The 20,481-nt window shown below is 74.5% G+C and carries 19 protein-coding genes; 7 read left to right on the top strand and 12 right to left on the bottom strand.

Annotated elements, in window-relative coordinates; translation table 11 throughout:
• The first annotated feature begins 3 nt into the window (after positions 1 to 3).
• Positions 4 to 864 (top strand): undecaprenyl-diphosphate phosphatase, encoded by an 861-nt coding sequence (locus EBO36_RS09405; RefSeq protein WP_122824378.1) that lies wholly within the window; start codon positions 4 to 6, stop codon positions 862 to 864.
• A gap of 44 nt (positions 865 to 908) precedes the next feature.
• Here the strand turns inward: EBO36_RS09405 and EBO36_RS09400 are convergent, their stop codons facing one another.
• The 4 genes from EBO36_RS09400 to ppgK all read right to left on the bottom strand — a co-directional run bounded on the left by EBO36_RS09400 (position 909) and on the right by ppgK (position 4,575).
• Complete coding sequence (locus EBO36_RS09400) at positions 909 to 1,667, bottom strand: deoxyribonuclease IV (protein WP_122824377.1); 759 nt, start codon at positions 1,665 to 1,667, stop codon at positions 909 to 911.
• 56 nt (positions 1,668 to 1,723) lie between these two features.
• Positions 1,724 to 2,533 carry an MBL fold metallo-hydrolase gene (locus EBO36_RS09395; RefSeq protein ID WP_122824376.1) on the bottom strand — a complete coding sequence of 270 codons (810 nt, stop codon included), beginning with the start codon at positions 2,531 to 2,533 and terminating at the stop codon, positions 1,724 to 1,726.
• A gap of 51 nt (positions 2,534 to 2,584) precedes the next feature.
• On the bottom strand, positions 2,585 to 3,655 hold the full coding sequence (locus EBO36_RS09390; protein WP_222928707.1) for a YeiH family protein: 1,071 nt from the start codon (positions 3,653 to 3,655) through the stop codon (positions 2,585 to 2,587).
• A 164-nt stretch (positions 3,656 to 3,819) separates the two neighbouring features.
• A complete protein-coding gene (gene ppgK, locus EBO36_RS09385; protein ID WP_122824374.1) occupies positions 3,820 to 4,575 on the bottom strand; it encodes a polyphosphate--glucose phosphotransferase in 756 nt (251 codons plus the stop codon).
• A gap of 270 nt (positions 4,576 to 4,845) precedes the next feature.
• On the opposite strand from ppgK, the gene EBO36_RS09380 reads away from it, so the two are divergent.
• Positions 4,846 to 5,763, top strand: a complete 918-nt coding sequence (locus tag EBO36_RS09380; protein ID WP_122824373.1) for a sugar phosphate isomerase/epimerase family protein — start codon at positions 4,846 to 4,848, stop codon at positions 5,761 to 5,763.
• Positions 5,760 to 6,959 carry a Gfo/Idh/MocA family protein gene (locus tag EBO36_RS09375; RefSeq protein ID WP_164471424.1) on the top strand — a complete coding sequence of 400 codons (1,200 nt, stop codon included), beginning with the start codon at positions 5,760 to 5,762 and terminating at the stop codon, positions 6,957 to 6,959. The genes EBO36_RS09380 and EBO36_RS09375 overlap by 4 nt, the downstream gene beginning before the upstream one ends.
• 3 nt (positions 6,960 to 6,962) lie before the next feature.
• Here the strand turns inward: EBO36_RS09375 and EBO36_RS09370 are convergent, their stop codons facing one another.
• The 8 genes from EBO36_RS09370 to EBO36_RS09335 all read right to left on the bottom strand — a co-directional run bounded on the left by EBO36_RS09370 (position 6,963) and on the right by EBO36_RS09335 (position 15,335).
• Positions 6,963 to 7,550, bottom strand: a complete 588-nt coding sequence (locus tag EBO36_RS09370) for a GNAT family N-acetyltransferase (RefSeq protein ID WP_122824371.1) — start codon at positions 7,548 to 7,550, stop codon at positions 6,963 to 6,965.
• Between the two features lie 52 nt (positions 7,551 to 7,602).
• Positions 7,603 to 8,868, bottom strand: a complete 1,266-nt coding sequence (locus tag EBO36_RS09365; protein ID WP_222928706.1) for a CehA/McbA family metallohydrolase — start codon at positions 8,866 to 8,868, stop codon at positions 7,603 to 7,605.
• The gene (locus tag EBO36_RS09360; RefSeq protein WP_122824370.1) at positions 8,865 to 9,947 is read right to left on the bottom strand and encodes an ABC transporter ATP-binding protein; all 1,083 of its coding nucleotides are present in this window, start codon (positions 9,945 to 9,947) and stop codon (positions 8,865 to 8,867) included. The genes EBO36_RS09365 and EBO36_RS09360 overlap by 4 nt, the downstream gene beginning before the upstream one ends.
• Positions 9,947 to 10,714, bottom strand: a complete 768-nt coding sequence (locus EBO36_RS09355) for a carbohydrate ABC transporter permease (protein WP_122825576.1) — start codon at positions 10,712 to 10,714, stop codon at positions 9,947 to 9,949. The genes EBO36_RS09360 and EBO36_RS09355 overlap by 1 nt, the downstream gene beginning before the upstream one ends.
• A 128-nt stretch (positions 10,715 to 10,842) precedes the next feature.
• Positions 10,843 to 11,757, bottom strand: coding sequence for a carbohydrate ABC transporter permease (locus EBO36_RS09350; RefSeq protein WP_122825575.1), 915 nt, complete (start codon positions 11,755 to 11,757; stop codon positions 10,843 to 10,845).
• Positions 11,758 to 11,770: 13 nt separating this feature from the next.
• Complete coding sequence (locus EBO36_RS09345; protein WP_122824369.1) at positions 11,771 to 13,186, bottom strand: extracellular solute-binding protein; 1,416 nt, start codon at positions 13,184 to 13,186, stop codon at positions 11,771 to 11,773.
• Positions 13,187 to 13,276: 90 nt separating this feature from the next.
• Positions 13,277 to 14,371: a transaldolase family protein gene (locus EBO36_RS09340; protein ID WP_244925247.1), complete on the bottom strand. Its 1,095-nt coding sequence runs from the start codon at positions 14,369 to 14,371 to the stop codon at positions 13,277 to 13,279.
• A 226-nt stretch (positions 14,372 to 14,597) separates the two neighbouring features.
• A complete protein-coding gene (locus EBO36_RS09335; protein ID WP_122824367.1) occupies positions 14,598 to 15,335 on the bottom strand; it encodes a GntR family transcriptional regulator in 738 nt (245 codons plus the stop codon).
• A gap of 214 nt (positions 15,336 to 15,549) precedes the next feature.
• Between EBO36_RS09335 and iolC the strand changes: the two genes are divergently transcribed.
• From iolC to iolD, 4 genes are read left to right on the top strand one after another with little or no spacing between them, the layout of a single operon-like run.
• On the top strand, positions 15,550 to 16,596 hold the full coding sequence (gene iolC / locus EBO36_RS09330) for a 5-dehydro-2-deoxygluconokinase (protein WP_280525418.1): 1,047 nt from the start codon (positions 15,550 to 15,552) through the stop codon (positions 16,594 to 16,596).
• Complete coding sequence (locus EBO36_RS09325; RefSeq protein ID WP_122824366.1) at positions 16,593 to 17,468, top strand: Cgl0159 family (beta/alpha)8-fold protein; 876 nt, start codon at positions 16,593 to 16,595, stop codon at positions 17,466 to 17,468. The genes iolC and EBO36_RS09325 overlap by 4 nt, the downstream gene beginning before the upstream one ends.
• Complete coding sequence (gene iolB / locus EBO36_RS09320) at positions 17,465 to 18,505, top strand: 5-deoxy-glucuronate isomerase (protein ID WP_244925246.1); 1,041 nt, start codon at positions 17,465 to 17,467, stop codon at positions 18,503 to 18,505. Before EBO36_RS09325 ends, iolB begins: the two co-directional genes overlap by 4 nt.
• Positions 18,502 to 20,451 (top strand): 3D-(3,5/4)-trihydroxycyclohexane-1,2-dione acylhydrolase (decyclizing), encoded by a 1,950-nt coding sequence (gene iolD / locus EBO36_RS09315; RefSeq protein ID WP_122824365.1) that lies wholly within the window; start codon positions 18,502 to 18,504, stop codon positions 20,449 to 20,451. The genes iolB and iolD overlap by 4 nt, the downstream gene beginning before the upstream one ends.
• Positions 20,452 to 20,481: the final 30 nt, after the last annotated feature.

Here is a 20,481-nt window from a genome sequence, read left to right as displayed (position 1 = left end):
CTCGTGACATGGTGGGAAGCAGTTGTCCTGGGCCTGGTTCAGGGACTCACGGAGTTCCTCCCGATCTCCTCGAGCGCGCACATCCGCGTCGTCGGCGAGCTGCTGCCGGGCGGGGGTGACCCGGGGGCCGCGTTCACGGCCATCACGCAGCTCGGTACGGAGACGGCGGTCCTGCTGTACTTCCGGCGGGACATCGTCCGCATCGTCAAGGCCTGGTTCGGGGCGCTCCCGGTGGGCCCGTGGAAGGGGACGGTCCCGCGGAGCGACCCCGACGCCCGCATGGGGTGGCTCATCATCCTCGGGTCGATCCCCATCGTGGTGCTCGGCCTGCTCTTCGAGGACGCCATCGAGACGTCGCTGCGCCACCTCGCCATCACGGCCGCCATGCTCGCCGGGTTCGGCCTCCTGCTCGGCCTCGCCGACACCACCGGCAAGAAGACCAAGCAGCTGGGCGAGATGAGCTGGCGCGACGGGATCCTCTTCGGCCTCGCCCAGGCCCTCGCGCTCATCCCCGGCGTCTCACGTTCCGGCGGCACCATCACCATGGGGCTGCTCCTCGGCTACACCCGCGAGGCCGCCGCCCGGTACGCCTTCCTCCTCGCCGTCCCTGCCGTCTTCGGCTCGGGGCTCTACCAGCTGGTCACGGCGGAGCCCACGCCCGGCGCGCCCGGTGCCGGGGCGACGGCGCTGGCGACCCTGGTCGCCTTCGGCGTCGGCTTCCTCGTGATCGTCTGGTTCCTCAAGCTCATCTCGACGCGGTCGTACTGGCCGTTCGTCTGGTACCGGCTGGCCCTGGCCGCGGCCATCGTCGTCCTGCTGCTCACCGGCGTGCTCAGCCCGCTGGCCGGCGCAGCCGGCGCGTAGCCCGGGGGCGCGCAGGCCTGGCCCCTATCAGGCGAGGGCTGCCGTCACGCGAGCGCGGCTCGCAGGAAGGCAATGTCCTCGGCCTGGCGCTCGCCGGGCGTCTCGACGAGCGCGTCGCAGCCGGCCTCGCGGACCACGTGCGCGAGCAGCTCGGGCGGGATGGTGCCCGTCGCGAAGTTCGCGTGCCGGTCGCGGTTCGAGCCCGCCTCGTCGCGGGAGCTGTTGACGTGGACGAGGTCGATCCGCCCGGTGATGGCCCGGACGTCGTCGACCACGGTCTCGAGGTCGAGCCCGGCGGCCCAGGCGTGGCACGTGTCGAGGCAGAAGCCCACCTCGAACTCGCCGACGGCGTCCCACAGCATTGCGAGGCGGTCGAGCGTGCGCGCGCACGCGTTCTCGCCGCCGGCCGTGTTCTCGATGAGGACGAGGGTGGGGAAGGTGGCGCGCTCGAACGTCTTGCGCCAGTTCGCCATGCCCTCGGCGATGTCGTCCCCGGCGCCGACGTGCCCGCCGTGGACGATGAGCCCGCGGCCGCCCAGCGCCGCGGCCGCCGCGGCGTGCTCGGTGATCATCTTGCGGCTGGGGATGCGGATCTTGTTGTTCGTCGACGCGACGTTGACGAGGTAGGGCGCGTGGGCGTAGATCCCCAGGCCGGAGTCCACCAGCGCCGCCGCGTCCGGGCGCGGCTGGGGCTTCTTCCACCCCTGCGGGTCGGCGAGGAAGAACTGGACGATCTCCGCGTCGAGCGCCTGCGCGGCCGGCACCGGGTCGTCGTCACGGACGTGTGCACCGATCTGTCCCATGGGACGAGCCTAGGCGGCGGCGCCGACACGGGCGCCCCGCTGCGCGTGCGGCGTCGTCAGGGCGAGCCGGGGACCAGGTGCGCGGCCTGCCGGTCGTGCTCGGCGCGCACCCAGGGGTCGGCCAGGCGCGGGTCGGCGCTGGGGCGGCCGGCCTCGAGGTCGTCGAGGTAGCGGCGGTCGGCGGCGATCCGGGCGAGCGTCGCCCCGCCGTCGGCGACGCCCCCGTGGCCCGGGACCACGACGGTGACCGTGCCGGCGCGGACGAGCGCCTCGATCGCCGCGAGCGTGGCGCGGTAGGAGGTGAGGCAGGCGGCGTCGTCGAGGTCGAGGAGCGGGACCTCGACGTCGGAGAGCAGGTCGCCGCACAGGAGCGTGCGGGCCCCGGCGAGGAGCAGGCCGGCGTGGCCGGGGGCGTGGCCGGGCAGCGCGAGCAGCTCGGCGCGCGGGCCGGGCCAGGGGAGGGGGCGGGCGGGGTCCAGGGCGGTGACGGCGCTGAGCCCGGCCGGTACCGGCCCCGTCAGCTCCGCCGCCGCCTCGGCGCGGATGTCGGCGGCGTGCGAGGCGGCCCACGCGGCGGCGGCGGGCGTCGCCCAGTGCGGCACCCCCGGGAAGGCGACCGGGCCGAGCAGGTGGTCCCAGTGGGGGTGCGTGCTCACCCCGGCGACGGCCCGCCAGCCGCGCCGGTCGATCTCGGCCGCGAGGCCGGCGAGCTCGGGCTCCGTGAGCGCCGGGTCGACGACGAGGCAGCCGCCGTCGTCGCCGAGGACGACGGTCGACGTCGTCGTCCACCGGTCCGCGGTGGCCACCCACACGCCGGGCGCGACCGCGACGAGGTCACGCGCGGCGCCGTCGGGCCCGGGATTCATGGCCGCATCATCGCTCGCGCCTCACGTCGGGTCACGTCGGCTCCCGTCGGCTCACGCGAGCGTGTGGATGCCCACGAGGCTCACGGTCGCCGCGATGAGGGTCGACGCGGCCCCCAGGGCGACCGCCCGGCCGCCGGTGCGGCGCAGCGTCGCCAGGTGCACCCCGGTCCCGAGGCCGAACATCGCGGCGGTGAGGAGGAACCGGGTGAGGAGCTCGACCCGCTCGAGGACGTCCTCGGGCACGACGCCGAGGCTGCGCACGACGACCATGGCGAGGAACCCCAAAACGAAGAGCGGTACGAGCGGCGGGACGCGGACGGGTGCGCCGTCGTCGGCCCGGCTCGCCGTCCGCGCGGCCCGGCGCCGTTCCAGCCCGCCGACGAGGGCGACCATGGGCGCCAGCAGCACCACGCGGCCGAGCTTGACGACGACGGCGACCGTGAGGGCGGCCGCCGAGACGGCCGAGGCCGCGGCGACCACCTGGGCGACCTCGTGGACCGAGGCGCCGATCCACACGCCCATCTGGTGGTCGTCGAGCCCGACGACGCCCTGGAGCGCCGGGAGGAGGAAGAGCGCGAGCGCACCGAAGAGCGTCACCATGGCGATGGAGGTGGCGACGTCGTCGTCGGAGGTCTCGTCCTCGGGGACGACGGCGCTCATCGCGGCCACGGCCGACGCGCCGCAGATGGAGAACCCGGCGGCGATGAGCAGCGACGTGGTGCGGCTGGTGCCGATCCTCGACCCGAGCCACCACGTCGTGGCGAACGTGATGACGACGGTTGCGAGGATCGTGACGAGCTCGCCGGGCCGGAGCGAGAGGACCTCGCCGACGGAGAGCTGCAGGCCGAGGAGGACGACGCCGGCGCGCAGCAGCCGCTTGGTCGACCACTCCGTGCCGGTGCGGACCACGGGCCGGAGCAGGCCGGCGTTCCGGACGACGATCCCGAGCACGATGGCGAGGATGAGCGGGGAGACGACGGGGACGAACTGGCCGATCCACAGGCAGGCGAGGGCGACGAGCGCGACGAGGACGAGCCCAGGGAGCCGTCGGCGCCACACGCCCTGCCCGGGCGAGGGGCGCCCACCCGTCTGTGCCGCTGCGGCGGCCCCGTTCGCACTCACCCCCGCACTCTGCCGCGCCTGCCGCCCCCGCGCGAAGCCGACCCAGCGCCGCGGCCCCCTCCCCGTGCCGGTGATCGTGCAGAAACGCCGGCGACCACCAGCGTTTCTGCACGATCACGAGGGAAGGGGCAAGGGGGAAGGGGGAAGGGGACCGGGGGGCGGGGTCAGTGGTAGTGCGCCGCAGCCAGCGCGGCCGCGCCGACGATCCCGGCGCTGTTGCGCAGGTCCGCGGGGATGATCGGTGCCTGGAGCTTGAGCAGCGGCAGGAACTTCTCGTGCTTCTTGCTCACCCCGCCGCCCACGACGATGAGGTCGGGGGAGAAGAGCATCTCCACGGTCTCGAAGTACCGCTGGAGCCGCTTGCCCCACTTCTCCCAGCTGAGGTCCTCCCGCTCGCGGGCGGAGTCGGCGGCCCGGCTCTCGGCGTCGTACCCGTCGATCTCCAGGTGCCCGAGCTCGGTGTTGGGGACGAGCGTGCCGTTGACGATGAGCGCCGAGCCGATGCCGGTGCCCAGGGTGACGACGATGACCACGCCGTCGATGCCCTTGGCGGCGCCGTAGACGGTCTCCGCGTACCCGGCGGCGTCGGCGTCGTTGACGGCGATCACGGTGCGCCCGATCGTCTCGGACATGAGCTCGGGGACGTTGACGCCCTTCCACGACTGGTCGAGGTTGGCGATGAACGGCACGACGCCGTGCTTGATCGGCGCGGGGAAGGTGAGGCCGACCGGGACGTCGTCGGCGAGGTCGAACCCGGCGATGACCTCGGCGCACGTGTCGGCCACCGCCAGCGGCGTCGACGGGTTGGGCGTGGGGATCCGCAGCCGCTCCCCGGAGAACTCGCCGGTGGCCAGGTCCACCGGGGCGCCCTTGATCCCGGACCCGCCGATGTCGATGCCGAACGCGAGGGGGGTGGACATGGGTCGCTCCGTGGGGCTCGACGACGGTGGGGAGCCGGCAGCCGGGAAGCCCCGGTCCGGACGTCCGTGAGCCTACCGGCCGCCCGCCGTCACGCCCGGTGAAAGGGCGGGGGCGCCGAGGCCGCCCGCACCCGTACCCCCTTTGCGCGGATGTCAGGACAATTTCTTGACGCGGTCCGCGTCCCCCGGGCATGCTCGGCGGCGTCGTGCGGCTCACCGCGCGGCGCTGCCCGGTTCGGGCTGGTCGATGGCGACGAGAGGCGACGGTCGATGGCGAGCGAGGTCTGGGTCGCGGACGCCCCGGTGAACTACGGGGTCTTCGAGCTCGGCGGCGAGAAGGGCGGCCGGACGCCCGACGGCGAGCAGTGCGCCGCCTGGGTCGCCGAGGCGGGCTACGACGGCATCGACCTCGGTCCCAGTGGGTTCCTCGGCCGCGGGGCCGAGCTCCAGGAGCGCCTGCGCCGTCACGGGATCGGGCTCGCGGGCGGCTGGGTCGACTACCCCTTCGAGGACGACGACGCGTTCCGCGCGGCCTCTGCCACCCTCGACGACATCATCGCCAACTTCCTCGAGGCCGCCGAGGTCATGCCCGACCGCCCGCCGCGCCCCACCCTGGCCAGCGCCGGCTCGCCGCTGCGCCAGGCCCACCCCGGGGGGCAGGCACCCGGCCTCGGGCTCGACGACGCGCAGTGGGACGTCTTCGCGGCGAACCTCCAGCGCGTCGTCGAGCGGTTCCGCGCCGCCGGCCTCGAGCCGACCTTCCACCACCACGTGTGCACCTACGTCGAGACGCCCGAGGAGGTCGAGCAGCTCCTCGCGCGCACCGACGTCGGACTGTGCCTGGACACCGGCCACCTCATCCTCGGCGGCGGCGACCCCCTCACCGCGCTGGAGGCCTGGGGCGATCGGATCAACCACGTCCACCTCAAGGACGCCGACAAGGCGGAGCTCGACGCGATCGTCCAGGGTCAGGGCGACATGCGCGCGGTGTGGGCCGGCAAGGCGTTCGTCCCCATGGGCACGGGGGACTTCGACGCGGAGGCGTTCATGCCCGCACTGCTCGCCTCCGGCTACCGCGGCTGGGCGGTGGTCGAGCAGGACTACATCCCCGCGCCCGACGACCCCGCCGACACGGCGTTCCGCGCGCAGCGCGCCAACCGCGAGGCGCTGCGGCGGTGGCTCCCGTGAGCGCCGCACCGGGCCGGCGCCTGCGCCTGGGGGTGGTCGGCCTCGGGGCGATCGCCCAGACGGCGCACCTGCCGCTCATCCGGCGCCGGTGGGACCTCGCGGAGGTCGTCGCCGTCGCCGACATCTCCCCGGCGCGCCGCGACGCCGTCGGAGACCTCTACGGCGTGGGGCCCGAGCACCGGCACGCGGACCTCGTCCGGCTCCTCGACGCCGAGACGCTCGACGGCGTCGTGCTCCTCACGGCGGGCTCGCACGGCCCCGAGGCGCTCGAGTGCGTGCGCCGCGGTGTCCCCGTGCTGTGCGAGAAGCCGCTCGCCTTCACCGTGGCGGAGGCGGACGCGCTCGCCGCCGCGGAGGCGGAGCAGGGCCGCCCGCTCGTCCTCCTCGGCTACATGAAGGAGTACGACGAGGCGGTCGACCGGGCGATGGAGGAGATCCCGGCCGACGGCATCCGGGCGGTCGACGTCGAGGTGCTGCACCCCGCCGACGGCGCCCAGCTCGCCTTCGGCAACCTGCTGCCGCCGACGGCGGACGTCCCGGTGGCCGCGGTCGACGTCCTCACCCGCCGCACGGCGGCGCTCGTCGACGCGGCGATCGGCGCGGACACCCCCGCGATGCTGCGGGCGCTGTACACCAACGTGCTCCTCGGCTCGATCGTCCACGACATCTCGCTGCTGCGGCTCCTGCTCGGCGGCATCGAGACGGTGGAACGGGTCCGGCACTGGCCGCCGGAGGTGATGCCCGGCTCCATCGACGTCGCCGGGACGGTGGCCGGCGGCGCGCACCTCCACCTCGGCTGGCACTACCTCCCCGACTACCCCGCCTACCGCGAGACGCTGACGGTGCATCACGCGACGGGCTCCGTGCAGCTCGTCTTCGCCGTGCCGTACGTGCTCAACCGGCCCACCGAGCTCACGGTCGTCACGGCGACGGGCACCGGGGAGCACCGCAGCACCTTCCGCGGTGACGGCGAGGCCTTCGAGACCGAGCTCGTGGCGTTCCACGCCATGGTGGTCGACCGCGTCCCGCCCCGCTCCGGCGTCGCCGAGGGGCGGGCGGACATCCTCACCGCCCAGGCGATGACCCGGGCGCTGGCGCGCTCCGAGGGCCTCACGCTCGGCGGGGAGTGCGCCCCGGACGGCGAGGACGGGGCGGACGCGCCCGACGCCGAGCCGCGGGCGGTCAGCCGCGCCTAAGGGCTACGGGCGAACGGCCACAGGGGCCGGAACGGTCGCTCCCGCCTGCCGCCACTCGCGCCGGAGCAGTCCGTACACCCAGCTGTCGGACACATCGCCGTCCACGATGCAGTCCTCGCGCAGCGTGCCCTCGTGCACGAAGCCGAGCTTCTCCAGGACGCGCGCGGAGGCGCGGTTGCGGGTGTCCGCCTCGGCCTGCACCCGGTTGAGGTCCAGCGCGGCGAAGGCCCACTGCAGCAGGGCGCGCGCCGCCTCGGTGGCGTACCCGTGACCCCACCCGGACGAGTCCAGGCAGTAGCCCAACGACGCGCTGCGGAACTCGGGGTTCCACCCCGTGACCGAGCACCATCCCACGAAGGCCCCGTCCGAGGCGCGGTCGATGGCGACCCGGGCACCGGACCCCTCCTCCGCGAGCCGCTGGCAGACCGCGAGGAAACGCTCGGCGCGAGCGTGGTCCGTCCAGCGGGGGGAGTCCCAGTAGCGCATCACCTCGACGTCGGTGTGCAGCCTGGCCAGGTGGTCGGCATCGGCGCCCGTGAAGGGTCGCAGGTGCAGCCGAGAGGTGTGCAGCTCGGGGGTCGGTAGCGTCATGTGCCCATCGTGGGGGATCGGGTGCCGATGCGGCACTCGGTTATCCGCGGCGTCAGGGGGTGATGGCGAGGATCTCCCGGTCGGCGGTCTCCAGGCGGTACGGCCCCCAGCCGGCCCCGGGGACGCCGGCGACGGCGGCGGTCGCGTCCGCCCGCAGCCGCACGTGGTCCCCGTGGAGGACGCGGGTGTGCCCGTCGGCGTCGACGAGGGTCGCGCCGTCGGCGCCGACGGCGCGCAGCTCGTCGCCCACCCGGAGCAGGACGGCGTCCCGCACCCCGAGGGACACCGCCGTCCGGCCGCTGCGGAGCGCGTCGATCACGGCCGCGTCGGTCAGCTCGCCGTCGGGCACGGCGAGCCACGTCGTCGGGCGGGCGAGCCGGTCCCCGGGGCGGTGGAAGTCCGAGCCGCCGATGGGCACCGAGCACGGCCAGCGCGGCCACAGCGCCCACGGCGCGGTCGACGCGCGGTCGGCGAGCCAGGTGGAGTGGAAGATCTCCATGCAGTCCGGCGGCAGGGCGAGGGGGTGCTGCCAGGCGCGGTCGGCGGCGAGGGGGTGGTTGACCGAGGCGACGCCGCCCCGCTCCGCCGCCGTCCGGAACCAGGTGTCGGCCGGCTCCCGGAAGTCGATCCAGCCGATGTCCCCGAACGCGTTGGCGTGCCCGCGGGGGGTGGTCACCTCCTGGCCGGGGAGCAGGTGCACGCCGTACTCGGCGCCGGCGCGCGGCAGGTGGCGGTGGTGGCTGGTGGTGTTGTGGTCGGTGATGGCGAGGACGTCGAGCCCCTCGCGGGCGGCGAGGGCGGCGAGCTGCCGGACGCTGAGCGCGCCGTCGGAGTGGAGCGTGTGGGCGTGGAGGTCGGCGGCCACCCAGCGCCACCCGTCGGCGGCGGGCAGCCCCCGCGCCGAGCCCCGGGGCGCCGCCTCCGGCCGGGGCGCCGAGGGCTCACGCTCGATGGCGGGGGAGCCGCCCGTCGTCACGGTGACGGTGACGTCGAGCCCCTCGGCCGGCAGGTGGTGCAGCCCGAGGACGACCGCCCACTCGCCGGGGGCGAGCTCGCCCGGGAGGTAGCCGGGCGTCGCGTCGTCGGCGGTGATGGCGAACCGGTCGCGCGCCGCCCCGGACCACCCCCGCCACGCCGTCGGGGCGCCGTCGTCGCCCGGGCCCACGCAGCCGAGGTCGACGACTCCGCGGGTGCGGTCGACGTCGAGCACCACCTCGAGGGCACGCTCCCCGGGGGCGAGGTCGAAGGGGAGCAGCGGCCACGCGTCGACCGCCCGGTCCTCGAGGGTGAAGTGTCGTGCGATCGTCCGGGTCCTCACGGTGTGAGGCGCTGCGTGGAGTCGGGGTCGAAGAGGAGCGAGTGGCGCTCGGAGGCGGTGAGCCAGACCCGCGTGCCGGGGTCCGGCTCGTCGTCCTCGGCGACCACCGACTGGAGGCGGTGCTCGCCGACGGTGACGGACACCAGCGAGGACGCACCGAGGTTCTCGATGACGGTGACCTCGCCCGTGAGGGCGCCGTCCGCCGGAACCGGGGACAGCGTGAGGTACTCGGGGCGGACGCACCAGATGACCTTCCGCCCCGGGGTGAGGCCGGGCAGGTCGGCGAGCGACCCGGGCAGGGGGACCGTCTGGTCGCCGACGAGGATCGTGCCCTCCCCGAGCGTGGCGTCGACGAGGTTCGCCGGCGTGGACCCGATGAACCCGGCGACGAAGGTGTTCGCCGGGCGGCGGAACACCTCCCGGGGCGTGCCGAGCTGCTGGAGCTTGCCCGCCTTCATGATGGCGATCCGGTCCGCGAGCGCGAGGGCCTCGGCCTGGTCGTGGGTGACGAAGACCGTCGTCACCTTGAGGTCCCGCTGGAGCTCCTTGAGGAAGGTGCGGGCCTCTAGGCGCAGCCGCGCGTCGAGGTTGGACAGCGGCTCGTCGAGGAGCAGGACGTCGGGGCGGGTGGCCACCGCGCGGGCGAGCGCGACCCGCTGCTGCTGCCCGCCGGAGAGCTGGTTCGGCCGGCGGGCCATGAGGCCGTCGAGCGCCAGGCCGGCGCCGGTGCGGTGGGCGACGTCGAGGCGGGCCTCCTTGGCGACCTTCCGCACCCGCATGGGGTAGGCGATGTTGTCCTCGACGTTCATGTGCGGGAAGAGGGCGTAGTCCTGGAAGACCATCGCGGCCCCGCGGTCGCCGGGGTTGAGGTGGGTGACGTCCCGGTCGCCGATGGCGATGCTGCCCGACGTCGCCTCCTCCAGCCCGGCGATGGTGCGCAGCAGCGTGGTCTTCCCGCAGCCCGACGGCCCGAGCAGCGCGAAGAACTCGCCGTCGTGGATGGTGACGTCCATGTCGTCGACGCCGCGGACCCCGCCGGGGTACTCCTTGACGAGTGCGGTGGTGGTGATGGCGGCCATCAGCTCTTGATCCCTCCATGGAACCGGAAACCGAACTTGCGGTTGACGAAGAAGTACATGGCCACGACCGGCACCGAGAACAGCAGGGAGAAGGTCGAGATGAGCGCGAGGTTGGGCTGCCCGCCCTCCGTGTAGAACGTGTACATGACGACGGCGGCCGGCTGCTTGTCCGGGCTGCGCAGGAGGATGTACGGCACGAGGAAGTTCCCCCACACCTGGACCACCGACCAGACGGCGATCGTCGCGAGGCCGGGGCGGGCGATGGGCACGACGACGTCCCAGAGGATCCGCAGCGGTCCGGCCCCCGCGAGGCGGGCCGACTCCTCGTAGGACTTGGGGACCGTGTCCATGAAGTCCTTGAGGATGAAGATCACCGTCGGCATCACCCCCGCCGCCATGACGAGGATGACGCCCACCTGGGAGTCGATGAGGCGGAGCTGGTTCATCAGCTGGAAGGTGGGGACCATCGCCGCCGTCCCGGTGACGATCGAGGAGAGCAGCAGCAGCGCGTAGAGCAGCGCGTCCCGGCCGGGGATCACCACCCGGGACAACGCGTAGGAGGCGATGGAGCCGAGGGTGAGGACGAGGACGACCACCCCGAGGGACAGCAGGACCGAGTTGACCAGGCTGCCGAGGGCGTAGGGGTTCTCCACCATGGTGCGGAAGTTCGCCAGGGTCCACTGCGGCCAGGACACCGACAGCGACGGCGCCGCGTCGAACGGCGCCGTCGCCAGCCACAGCAGCGGCAGGGCGAAGAAGCCGAGCATGACGGCGCACAGCACCGCCTTGAGCACGGTGCCGACGAAGTGCCCCACCGAGGGGTTCGAGCGGCGTCGACCCGGCGGCGGTGCCCCGGTCGTGGTCCGTCCCTGCGCCTGCGTCCCGGTCGTGGCGGTCACTTTCGCTCCCGGAGGACTCGCAGGTACACGGTGGCGATGACGAGGTTGATGAGCAGCATGATCAGCGAGATCGCGGCCCCGACGCCGAGGCGCCCGCCGGTGATGGCCACCTTGTAGATGTAGACGGGCAGGATCTCCGACTCGTGGTTCGGCCCGCCCGCGGTGAGCAGGTACGGCGTGAACGTGTTGAACGTCCACAGCGTGATGAGCAGCGTGTTGGTGAGGATGTGCCCCCGGATGTGGGGCAGGACGACGTCGCGCAGCTGCTGCCACGTGCTCGCCCCCACCATCCGGGCGCTCTCCAGCTGGCTCGGCGGGACCGACGCCAGCGCCGAGCTGAAGAGCAGCATGGAGAACGCCGTCCCCACCCAGATGTTGAACACGATGATCGAGGTCATCGGGTACTGGGTGAGCCAGGACATGCCCTCGGTGCCGAGCATCGCGTTGAGCGTGCCGTCCCCGCGGTCGAGCAGCGCGATCCACAGGAACGACACCACCGAGCTGGGGATGATCCACGCGAGGAGCACGAGGAACTCGATCGCGCTCTTCACGGCCCGGTTCGTCGTGCGCAGCACCCACGCCGCGGCGAACCCGAGCAGCGACTGGCCGAGGACGCCGGAGAGCAGGACGAAGACGAGCGTGAGGCGCAGCGAGGCGTGGAACGCCGGGTCGGTGAGGGTGTCCGTGTAGTTGTCGAGCCCGACGAAGTTCGGCGCCTGCGCGCTGAGCCCCGTGAGCCGGTAGTCGGTCATCCCCAGGTAGGCGGTCCACAGCGCGGGGAAGACGAGGAACAGCCCGACCAGGGCGAGCGCCGGGGCGACGAACGCGCCCGCGCGCGCCCTGCCGAGGCCGGCGACGTCGGAGTGCCGGGCGGAGCCCCGCCGGACCCCGCCGGTGACGACCGCCGGCAGGGCGCCGGCGGCGTCAGTCGGTCGAGACACTGTCCGCCCCCACGATGCCCTCGAGGGCGCTCTGGTAGGCGGCCGCCGCCTCCTCCACCGGCATGCCGCCGACCACCTGGGCGGTCGCCTCCTGCAGCGCGAGGGAGACCTCGGGGTACTCGGCCAGGCCCGGGCGGTACAGGGTGATGGGCAGGACCTCGGTGGCGACGTAGCTGAGCATGGGGTTGTCCTCGAGGACCACCTCGTTGACGTCGTCGCGCGGGGTGATGATGGGGCTGGAGGCCACCCGGTTCTCGAAGGCCTCCTGGGAGTGGATGAACGCGAGGAGCTCCCACGCCTGCTGCGGGAACTCGGTGTTGGGGTTGAGCACCCGGGCCGCGCCCCCGGACATCGACACGAAGTCCTGGCCCTCGACCCCGGCGCCGGGCTCCCGGGCGGGGATCCGCGCGTAGCCGACGACGGCGTCGCGGTCGGCCATGGGTGCGGTGCCGGCGTCGGGGTTGACGACCGAGCGCCACAGGTAGTCGCTCTCGAGGAGGATGCCGACGTTGCCGGCGGCGAACTCGCTGAAGGACGTGTCCCGGCCGGCGGCCTCCTGCTGGAGGATCGGGTCGCCGAGGCCCTCCTCGACGTAGATGGTGCGGTAGAGCTCGAGGGCGTCGCGCAGGCCCTCGGTGTCGCCCATCCACATCCCGTCCTCCCACACCTGGGTGCCGGTGCCGGCGAGGAGCGGGAGCAGGCCCTGCATCGTCGTCGCCTCGCCCATCGCCGTGCCGGCGTTGAGCTGGATGGGGATGGCGACGCCGGCGTCCTTGAGGGCGCGGGCCGCCTCGAGGATGTCCTCCCAGCTCGTCGGCTCCCAGTCGGTGGGCAGGCCGGCCTGCTCGAAGAGGGTCTTGTTGAAGTAGAGGACGCGGCCGTCGGCGCCCATGGGGATGCCGTAGCGCTCGTCGTCGAACGCGGCGGCCTGCTGGACGGCCTCGGACATCTGCTCCCAGCCCTCCCAGTCGTCGACGTCGTCGCCGGCCACGTCCGTGAGCGGGGCGATGTACCCGGCCTCGGCGAACTCCCCGACCCAGATGCCGTCCATGGCGATGACGTCGGCGCCGCCCTCGGACTGCAGGTCGAGCGCGAGCTTGGTCTTGTACTGCTCGTCGTCGACGCCGTTGGGCTCGAACGTCACCGTGACGTCCACGCCCTTCTCGGCCTGCTGGGCGACGAACTCGGGGATGACGTAGTCCTCGTACCACTGCGCCTCGGCCTCGTTCTTGCCGCCGAGGATGGCGTTCGAGGTGAAGGTCAGCGTCACCTCGGTGGCATCGGCGTTCCGGGTGACGTCGACGTCCTGCTCGGGCGTCTCGGTCCCGCCGCAGGCGGCGAGGACGAGGGCCACCGCCGCGGCCGATCCGGTGATAAGCGCTGTTCGGTGCTGGGTCACGCCGGACTCCTTCGTAGGGGGCTGGTCGGTGGGGGGGCGGGAGCTCCGTGGGGGCAGGGGCTCGGGGCTCCGGGGGGCAGGGCTCGGGGGTTAGGGCTCGGGGACGAGGAGGTCGCGCACGAGGGCGTCGAGCGCGGCGCCGGCCTCGAGGAACTGGCGCAGGGTCCGGCGCGTGGCGCCGAAGGCGGCGAACGCGTCGACGCTCATGCCGTCCTCGTCGTAGGCCTTGCGGAACTCGGGGGAGCGGTCCCGCAGGGTCGCGACGATCCGCGGGTCGACGGGGACGTCGATCCGGGGCTCGGCGGGCAGGTGGTTCTCGTTGATCCGCCGCTGCCAGTCGAAGGGCGGGGAGATGACGAGGTCCCCGCCGAGGAGCTCGCTCCACTGGAGGTGGTTGCGGAACGCCGCGGACAGGACCCGGGTGCGCAGCCCGCGCTCGCGCAGCAGGTGGTACGCCTTCTTCAGCGTGGCGACGCCGGCCCACTCGTAGTAGCCGGGGTCGATGAGGACCCGGTCGCGCTCGGCGGCGACCTTGAGCCAGTCGTCGAGCCGCCCGCCCATGATCGTGCAGACGGGGCCCATGGTGGTGGTGTCGAGCCCCTCGGCGTCGCGGCGCTCGAGGGACTCCTCGACCGCCTCGGCGACGGCGACCGCCTGGGCCACGGAGAACGAGACGGTGGCGTTGACGCTGATGCCGAGGTAGGTCGCCTGGCGCATGGCCTCGATACCGGCGCGGGTGGCGGGGATCTTCACGATGATGTTGGGGGCCAGCGCCGCGAACCGCTGGGCCTGGGCGACGAGCGCCTCGGTGCTGCGGTGCAGGCGCGGGTCGGTCTGCACGGACAGCCGCCCGTCCCGGCCGCCGCGCTCGCCGAACACCGGCTCGAGCAGGGACGCGGCCTCGACGGACATCCACTCGATGGCGAGCCAGGCGAGGTCGTTCTCGCTCGCGTCCGGGTGCTCGGCGGCGAGGGTATGCAGGCGCGGGCCCCAGACGTCGAGGTGCGTGCGGAGGGTGGTGAGCGCGATGACGGGGTTGCACGTCGCGCCGACGGCACCGTGGGCGATGGCCTGCCGCAGCTCGTCGAGGTCCGCGGAGTCGTTCCACAGCGCCGTCGGCGTGCTCCGGGCGGCGCGGAGGGTGGGCGCGACGTCGTCCGCGCTGGAGGTGGAGGTGAGTGCCACCCCCGCTCGTGCCCCGTCCGTCATCGTCGACCCCCGTTGGTCGTCGTCGGTGCAGGCCCCGCGGTGGCGCCTGCTCGGCAATCTAGGTCGGGCATTGATCGTCTGTCAATGAGTTGTCAGGACAAAGGGGGGCGGGAGCGGGGGCGCGCCGGGGGTCCGGGGCGGCATCAGCGTGGGGGTGCGGAGCCGGCTCAGCGGGGGCGCGGGAGCGTCGCCGCGGCGGGGGTCAGCGCGCGAGGAGCGTGGTGTCGAACATGTACCGCGAGGCGCGGTAGACGTGGTTCCCGTACTCGACGGCGGTGCCGGCCGGGTCGAAGGCGGTGCGCTCCATGGTGAGCAGCGCCGAGCGTGGGGGCTCGCCGAGCACCCGCGCCTCCGCGGCCCGGGCCAGGCGGGCCCCGATGCGCTGGCGGGCGGCGTGCAGCCGCACCCCCTGGGCCCGCAGCGCCTCGTACAGCCCCTGCGTGCGCAGCACCTCCTCGCCGGGGCACAGCCCCACCGGCAGGTGGTTGGTCATGAGCGCGAGGGGGGCGCCGTCGGCGAACCGCAGCCGTCGGACGGTGACCACCTCCGTGCCGGGCGCCAGCCCGAGCGCCTCGCTCACGGATGCCTCCGCCGGGGCGGTGATGTACGCGAGCAGCTGGGTCTGCGGGGCGCGGCCGGTGCCGGCGAGGTCGTCGTGCAGGCTGGTGAGCTCCATCGCCCGCCGGATCCGCGACTGCGCCACCTGCGTGCCCACACCCCGCCGCCGCACGAGGAGCCCGCGGTCGACGAGCGACTGCAGGGCCTGGCGCGCCGTCGGGCGGGAGATGCCGAGCCGCGCGGCGAGGGAGACCTCGTTCTCCAGCCGCGCCCCCGCGGCGAACGTCCCGTTGAGGATCGCCGCCTCGATCGCCTGGGCCACCTGGTGGTACAGCGGCACCGGCGACGACCGATCGACCGTGATCTGCGGCTGCTCGGGCATGACGGGACTCCTGTCGGCGGGGCGCCTGTGCCGCAGGCGAGGCCCCGCGGTGACCAGAATCTAGCCGATGGGCGACCGTTCTAGACGTAATGTCCGGACAATCATTGACGGGCGGCGCTGCGCAGTGCATCGTCGTGCCGAGGTGGCCGACGGGGGCCGCACCGACCGGCGTGAGCCGGTGACGAGCTGCGACGACGACGATGCAGGAGATCGGGTGACCGGGACGCGAGCCGAGGCGCCGTACGACGTCCTCACCATGGGCCGCTGCGGGGTCGACCTGTACCCGCTGCAGTCCGGGGTGGGCCTGGAGGACGTCGAGACCTTCGGCAAGTTCCTCGGCGGCAGCGCCACCAACGTCGCGGTGGCCGCCGCCCGGCTGGGCGCGCGCTCCGCCGTCGTCACCGGGGTGGGCGACGACCCCTTCGGGCGCTTCGTCCGGCGCGAGATGCGCGCGCTCGGCGTCGACGACCGGTTCGTGCACGTGCGTCCGGGCGCCCCCACACCGGTGACGTTCTGCGCGCTGTTCCCGCCCGACGACTTCCCGCTGTGGTTCTACCGCGCCCCCCTCGCCCCGGACCTGCAGGTGGGCGCCGAGGACCTCGACCTCGACGCCATCGCCGCCGCGCGGCTGTTCTGGGTGACGGTCACCGGCCTCAGCGCCGAGCCGAGCCGGACCGCCCACCACGCGGCGCTCGACGCCCGCGCGGGCCGCCGGCCCACCGTCCTCGACCTCGACTACCGCCCCGTTCTGTGGGCCGACCCGGACGACGCGCCCGGCGAGGTGGCGCGGGTGCTGGAGAAGGTGAGCGTCGTCGTCGGCAACGAGGCCGAGTGCCGGATGGCGGTGGGGGAGTCCGACCCCGACCGCGCGGCCGACGCGCTGCTCGAGCGCGGGGTGGAGCTCGCCATCGTCAAGCGGGGCCCGCACGGCGCGCTCGCGAAGACGCGCGGCGAGCGGGTCGAGGTGCCGTCCACCCGGGTGGGCGTGGTCAACGGCCTCGGCGCCGGGGACGCCTTTGGCGGGGCGCTGTGCCGGGGGCTGCTCGACGGCTGGGACCTCGCCGAGACCCTCGCCTTCGCGGGCGTCGCGGGCGCCATCGTCGCCTCCCGCCTCGCGTGCGCCGCCGCCATGCCGACCGCCGCGGAGGTCGCCGAGGTCCGCGCCGGCGGGGTCGCGGCCGGCGAGGTCGGGGCCGGCGACGTCGGGGCCGGCGAGGTCGGGGCCGGCGGGGTCGGGGCCACCGGGGCGGTGCGCCCGTGACCGTCCTCGGGCGGGAGGACATCGTCCGGATCCGCACCCTCGAGCCCGAGCGGATCGCCCAGCGCCTCCAGGAGCGCGCGCGGGCGCCGCGCCGCACCGCCCCCGCCCGGCCGCTCCTCATCCTCGCCGCCGACCACCCCGCCCGGGGCGCGCTCGCGGCCGGCGCCCGGCCGACCGCCATGGCCGACCGCGGCGAGCTCGTCGCCCGCCTTGTCACGGCCCTCGCCCGCCCGGGCGTCGACGGGTTCCTCGGGACGGCCGACCTCGTCGAGGAGCTCACGCTGCTCGGGGCGCTCGAGGGCAAGATCGTCCTCGGGTCGATGAACCGCGGCGGTCTCGCCGGCGCTGCCTTCGAGCTCGACGACCGATTCACCGGGTACGACGCCGCGGGCATCGCCGCCGCGGGGCTTGACGGCGGCAAGATGCTGCTTCGCCTCGACGGGGAGGACCCCAGCTCCGTGCGCACCCTGGAGGCGTGCGCGCACGCGGTCGACGCGCTCGCCGAGCGGCGCCTCATCGCCCTCGTCGAGCCGTTCCTCACCGAGCGCGTCGGGGGGCGGGTGCGCACCGTCCTCACGCCCGAGGCGGTGATGACGGCCATCGGCATCGCCTCCGGGCTGGGCCGCACCTCCGCCTACACCTGGCTCAAGGTCCCCGTGGTCGACGACATGGAGCGGGTCATGGCCGCCTCGCCCCTGCCCGCCCTCCTCCTCGGCGGGGAGGTCCCGGCCGACCCCGACGCCGCGCTCGCCGGCTGGGCGCGGGCGCTCGCCCTGCCCACCGTCGCCGGCCTGGTCGTCGGCCGGACGCTCCTCTTCCCTCCCGGCGACGACGTCGCCGCGGCGGTCGACGCGGCCGTGGGGCTCCTGTGAGCGCCGGGCCGCTCGTCCTGCGAGCCGGGACCGCGGGTTGGGCCGCTGGACCGGGCGGCACCGCCGGCCCGGGCGGGACCCCCGGTCCGGACCGGACCCCTCACCCGGACGGGCGCGCGGGGGACGGCGTCGTCCAGGCCATCACGCCCGAGTCCGCCGGGTGGTCCTACTCCGGGCTCACCGTCCTCGCGCTCGCCCCGGGCGGCCGGCACCGGTTCGGCGGCGGCGCCGACGAGGCGCTCGTCCTCCCGCTGGCCGGTGCGGTCCGGGTGGAGGTCGACGGCGTGACGGTGGACCTCCTCGGCCGCCGCGACGTCTTCGCCGGCCCCACGGACGCGGTCTTCCTCGGCCGGGGGAGCCGGGCCACCCTGGTGGCCCCCGACGACGCCCCGGCCCGGGTGGCGGTGGCCACCGCCCGCGCCACCCGCACGCTCCCCAGCCGCCGCCTCGCCGCGAGGGACGCGCGGGTCGAGCTGCGCGGCGCGGGCGCGATGAGCCGCCGGGTGACGAACTACACCCTCGGCACCGACGTCGACGTCGACCGGCTCCTCGTCTGCGAGGTGCTGACGCCGGGCGGGAACTGGTCCTCCTACCCGCCACACAAGCACGACGTCCACGCCGAGGACGAGCGCCCGCTCGAGGAGATCTACTACTTCGAGGTCGCTGCCGCCCCGGCCGAAGTGGGCGCGGCGCCCGGGGTCGGCTACCACCGGGTGTACGCCTCCGGGAAGCCGGTCGACGTCCTCGCCGAGGTTCGCACCGGCGACGCCGTCCTCGTCCCGCACGGCTACCACGGGCCGTCGATGGCGGCGCCGGGGTACGACCTGTACTACCTCAACGTCATGGCCGGCCCCGCCGACGACGGCTGCTGGCTCGCCACCGACGACCCCGCCCACGCCTGGGTGCGCGCGACGTGGGAGGGCCAGCCGGTGGACCCCCGTCTCCTGCCCGACGGCGCTGCCCCCCGTAGCGCTGGCGCTGCCCCCGCCCGCCCCGCCGGCCCCGCGACGGCCCGCGTCCCCGAGGAGGCCCCATGACGGACACCGCGCCGACGACGACGCGCACCGCCGACGGCCCGACCGTCCGGCTCACGGTGAGCCAGGCGCTCGTCCGGTTCCTCGCCCACCAGCACACCGAGCGCGACGGCGTGCGGCACCGGATGTTCGCCGGGTGCTGGGGCATCCTCGGGCACGGCAACGTCGCCGGGCTGGGCCAGGCCCTGCTCCAGTCCCACGTCGAGGCGCTCGAGGCGGGCTACGACGGCGTCGAGCCCGGCCCCGAGGAGCTGCCCTTCTACCTCGCCCGCAACGAGCAGTCGATGGTGCACGCCGCCGTCGCGTACGCCCGGACGAGCGACCGGATGCGGATGTTCGCCTGCGCCGCGTCCATCGGGCCGGGCTCGACGAACATGCTCACCGGCGCCGCGCTCGCCACCGTCGACCGGATCCCCGTCCTGCTCCTGCCGTCGGACACCTTCGCGTCCCGCGCGTCGGACCCCGTGCTCCAGCAGCTCGAGGACCCGCGCACCGGCGACGTCTCCGTCAACGACGCGTTCCGGCCCCTGTCGCGGTACTGGGACCGGATCGCCCGCCCCGAGCAGCTGCTCGCCGCCGCCCCGGCCGCGATGCGGGTGCTCACCGACCCGGCGGAGACCGGCGCGGTCACGCTGTGCCTGCCGCAGGACGTCCAGGCCGAGGCGTACGACTGGCCGGTGGCGTTCTTCCGGCCGCGGGTGTGGCACGTGGCCCGGCCGGTGCCGGAGCCCGCCGCCCTGGCCCGCGCCGTCGCCGTCCTCGCCGCCGCGCGCCGCCCCCTCATCGTCGCGGGCGGCGGCGCCGTCTACTCCCAGGCGAGCGAGGCGCTCGCCGGCCTCGCCGCCGCCACCGGCATCCCGGTCGCCGACACCCAGGCCGGCAAGGGCGCGATCGCCTGGGACCACCCCCAGGCGGTCGGCGGGATCGGGGCCACGGGCAGCAGCGCGGCGAACGCGCTCGCGGCCGAGGCGGACGTCGTCCTCGGGGTCGGCACCCGGTACACGGACTTCACGACGGCGAGCCGCACGGTCTTCGCCGACCCGGGCGTCCAGTTCGTCAACCTCAACGTCCTCGCCTTCGACGCCGCCAAGCTCTCCGCCCACCCGCTCGTCGCCGACGCCCGCGAGGGCGTGCGCGCGCTGCGGGAGGCGCTCGCCGGGTACCGGGTGAGCGAGGCCTACGCCGACCGCGCCTCCGGCCTCGTCGCGCAGTGGACCGCCGTCACGGAGCGCTGCTACGCCCCGAGCGGGCGCGACCTGCCCGCGCAGACGGAGATCTTCGGGGTGCTCAACGCGCTCATGGGGCCCGAGGACATCCTCGTCAACGCCGCGGGGTCGATGCCCGGTGACCTCCAGGCGCTGTGGCGGGCGTCCTCCCCGCGCCAGTACCACCTCGAGTACGGCTTCTCCTGCATGGGCTACGAGATCCCGGCGGCCATGGGCGCCAAGCTCGCCGCGCCCGAGGCGGAGGTGGTCGCGATCGTCGGCGACGGCACCTACCAGATGAACCCGCAGGAGATCACGACGATCGTCTCCGAGGGCCTCAAGGTGATCCTCGTCGTCCTGCAGAACCACGGGTACGCCTCCATCGGGGCGCTGTCCGACTCCCTCGGCTCGCAGCGGTTCGGGACCCGGTTCCGGATGCGTCAGGCGGCCACCGGCCAGCTCGACGGCGGCCTCGTCCCGTTCGACATCGCGGCCAACGCCCGCAGCCTCGGCGCCGACGTCCTCGTGGCGGACGGCGTCGACGACTTCCGCGAGGCCTTCCTCACCGCCCGCGCCGCCACCCGCACCACGGTGATCTGCGTGGAGACCGACATCGACGGCCCCAACCCGCCGTCGTCGGCGTGGTGGGACGTGCCCGTGGCGGAGGTCGCCACGCTCGACTCCACCCGGCAGGCGCGGGAGACGTACGACGACGCCCGCCGCGACCAGCGGCGCTTCCTCTAGAGCCGGCGCTTCCCCCCGAACCAAGGACGA

The organism is Georgenia faecalis (assembly GCF_003710105.1).
GTDB lineage: Bacteria > Actinomycetota > Actinomycetes > Actinomycetales > Actinomycetaceae > Georgenia_A > Georgenia_A faecalis.
This window is presented reverse-complemented; position numbering and strand designations above follow the sequence as displayed.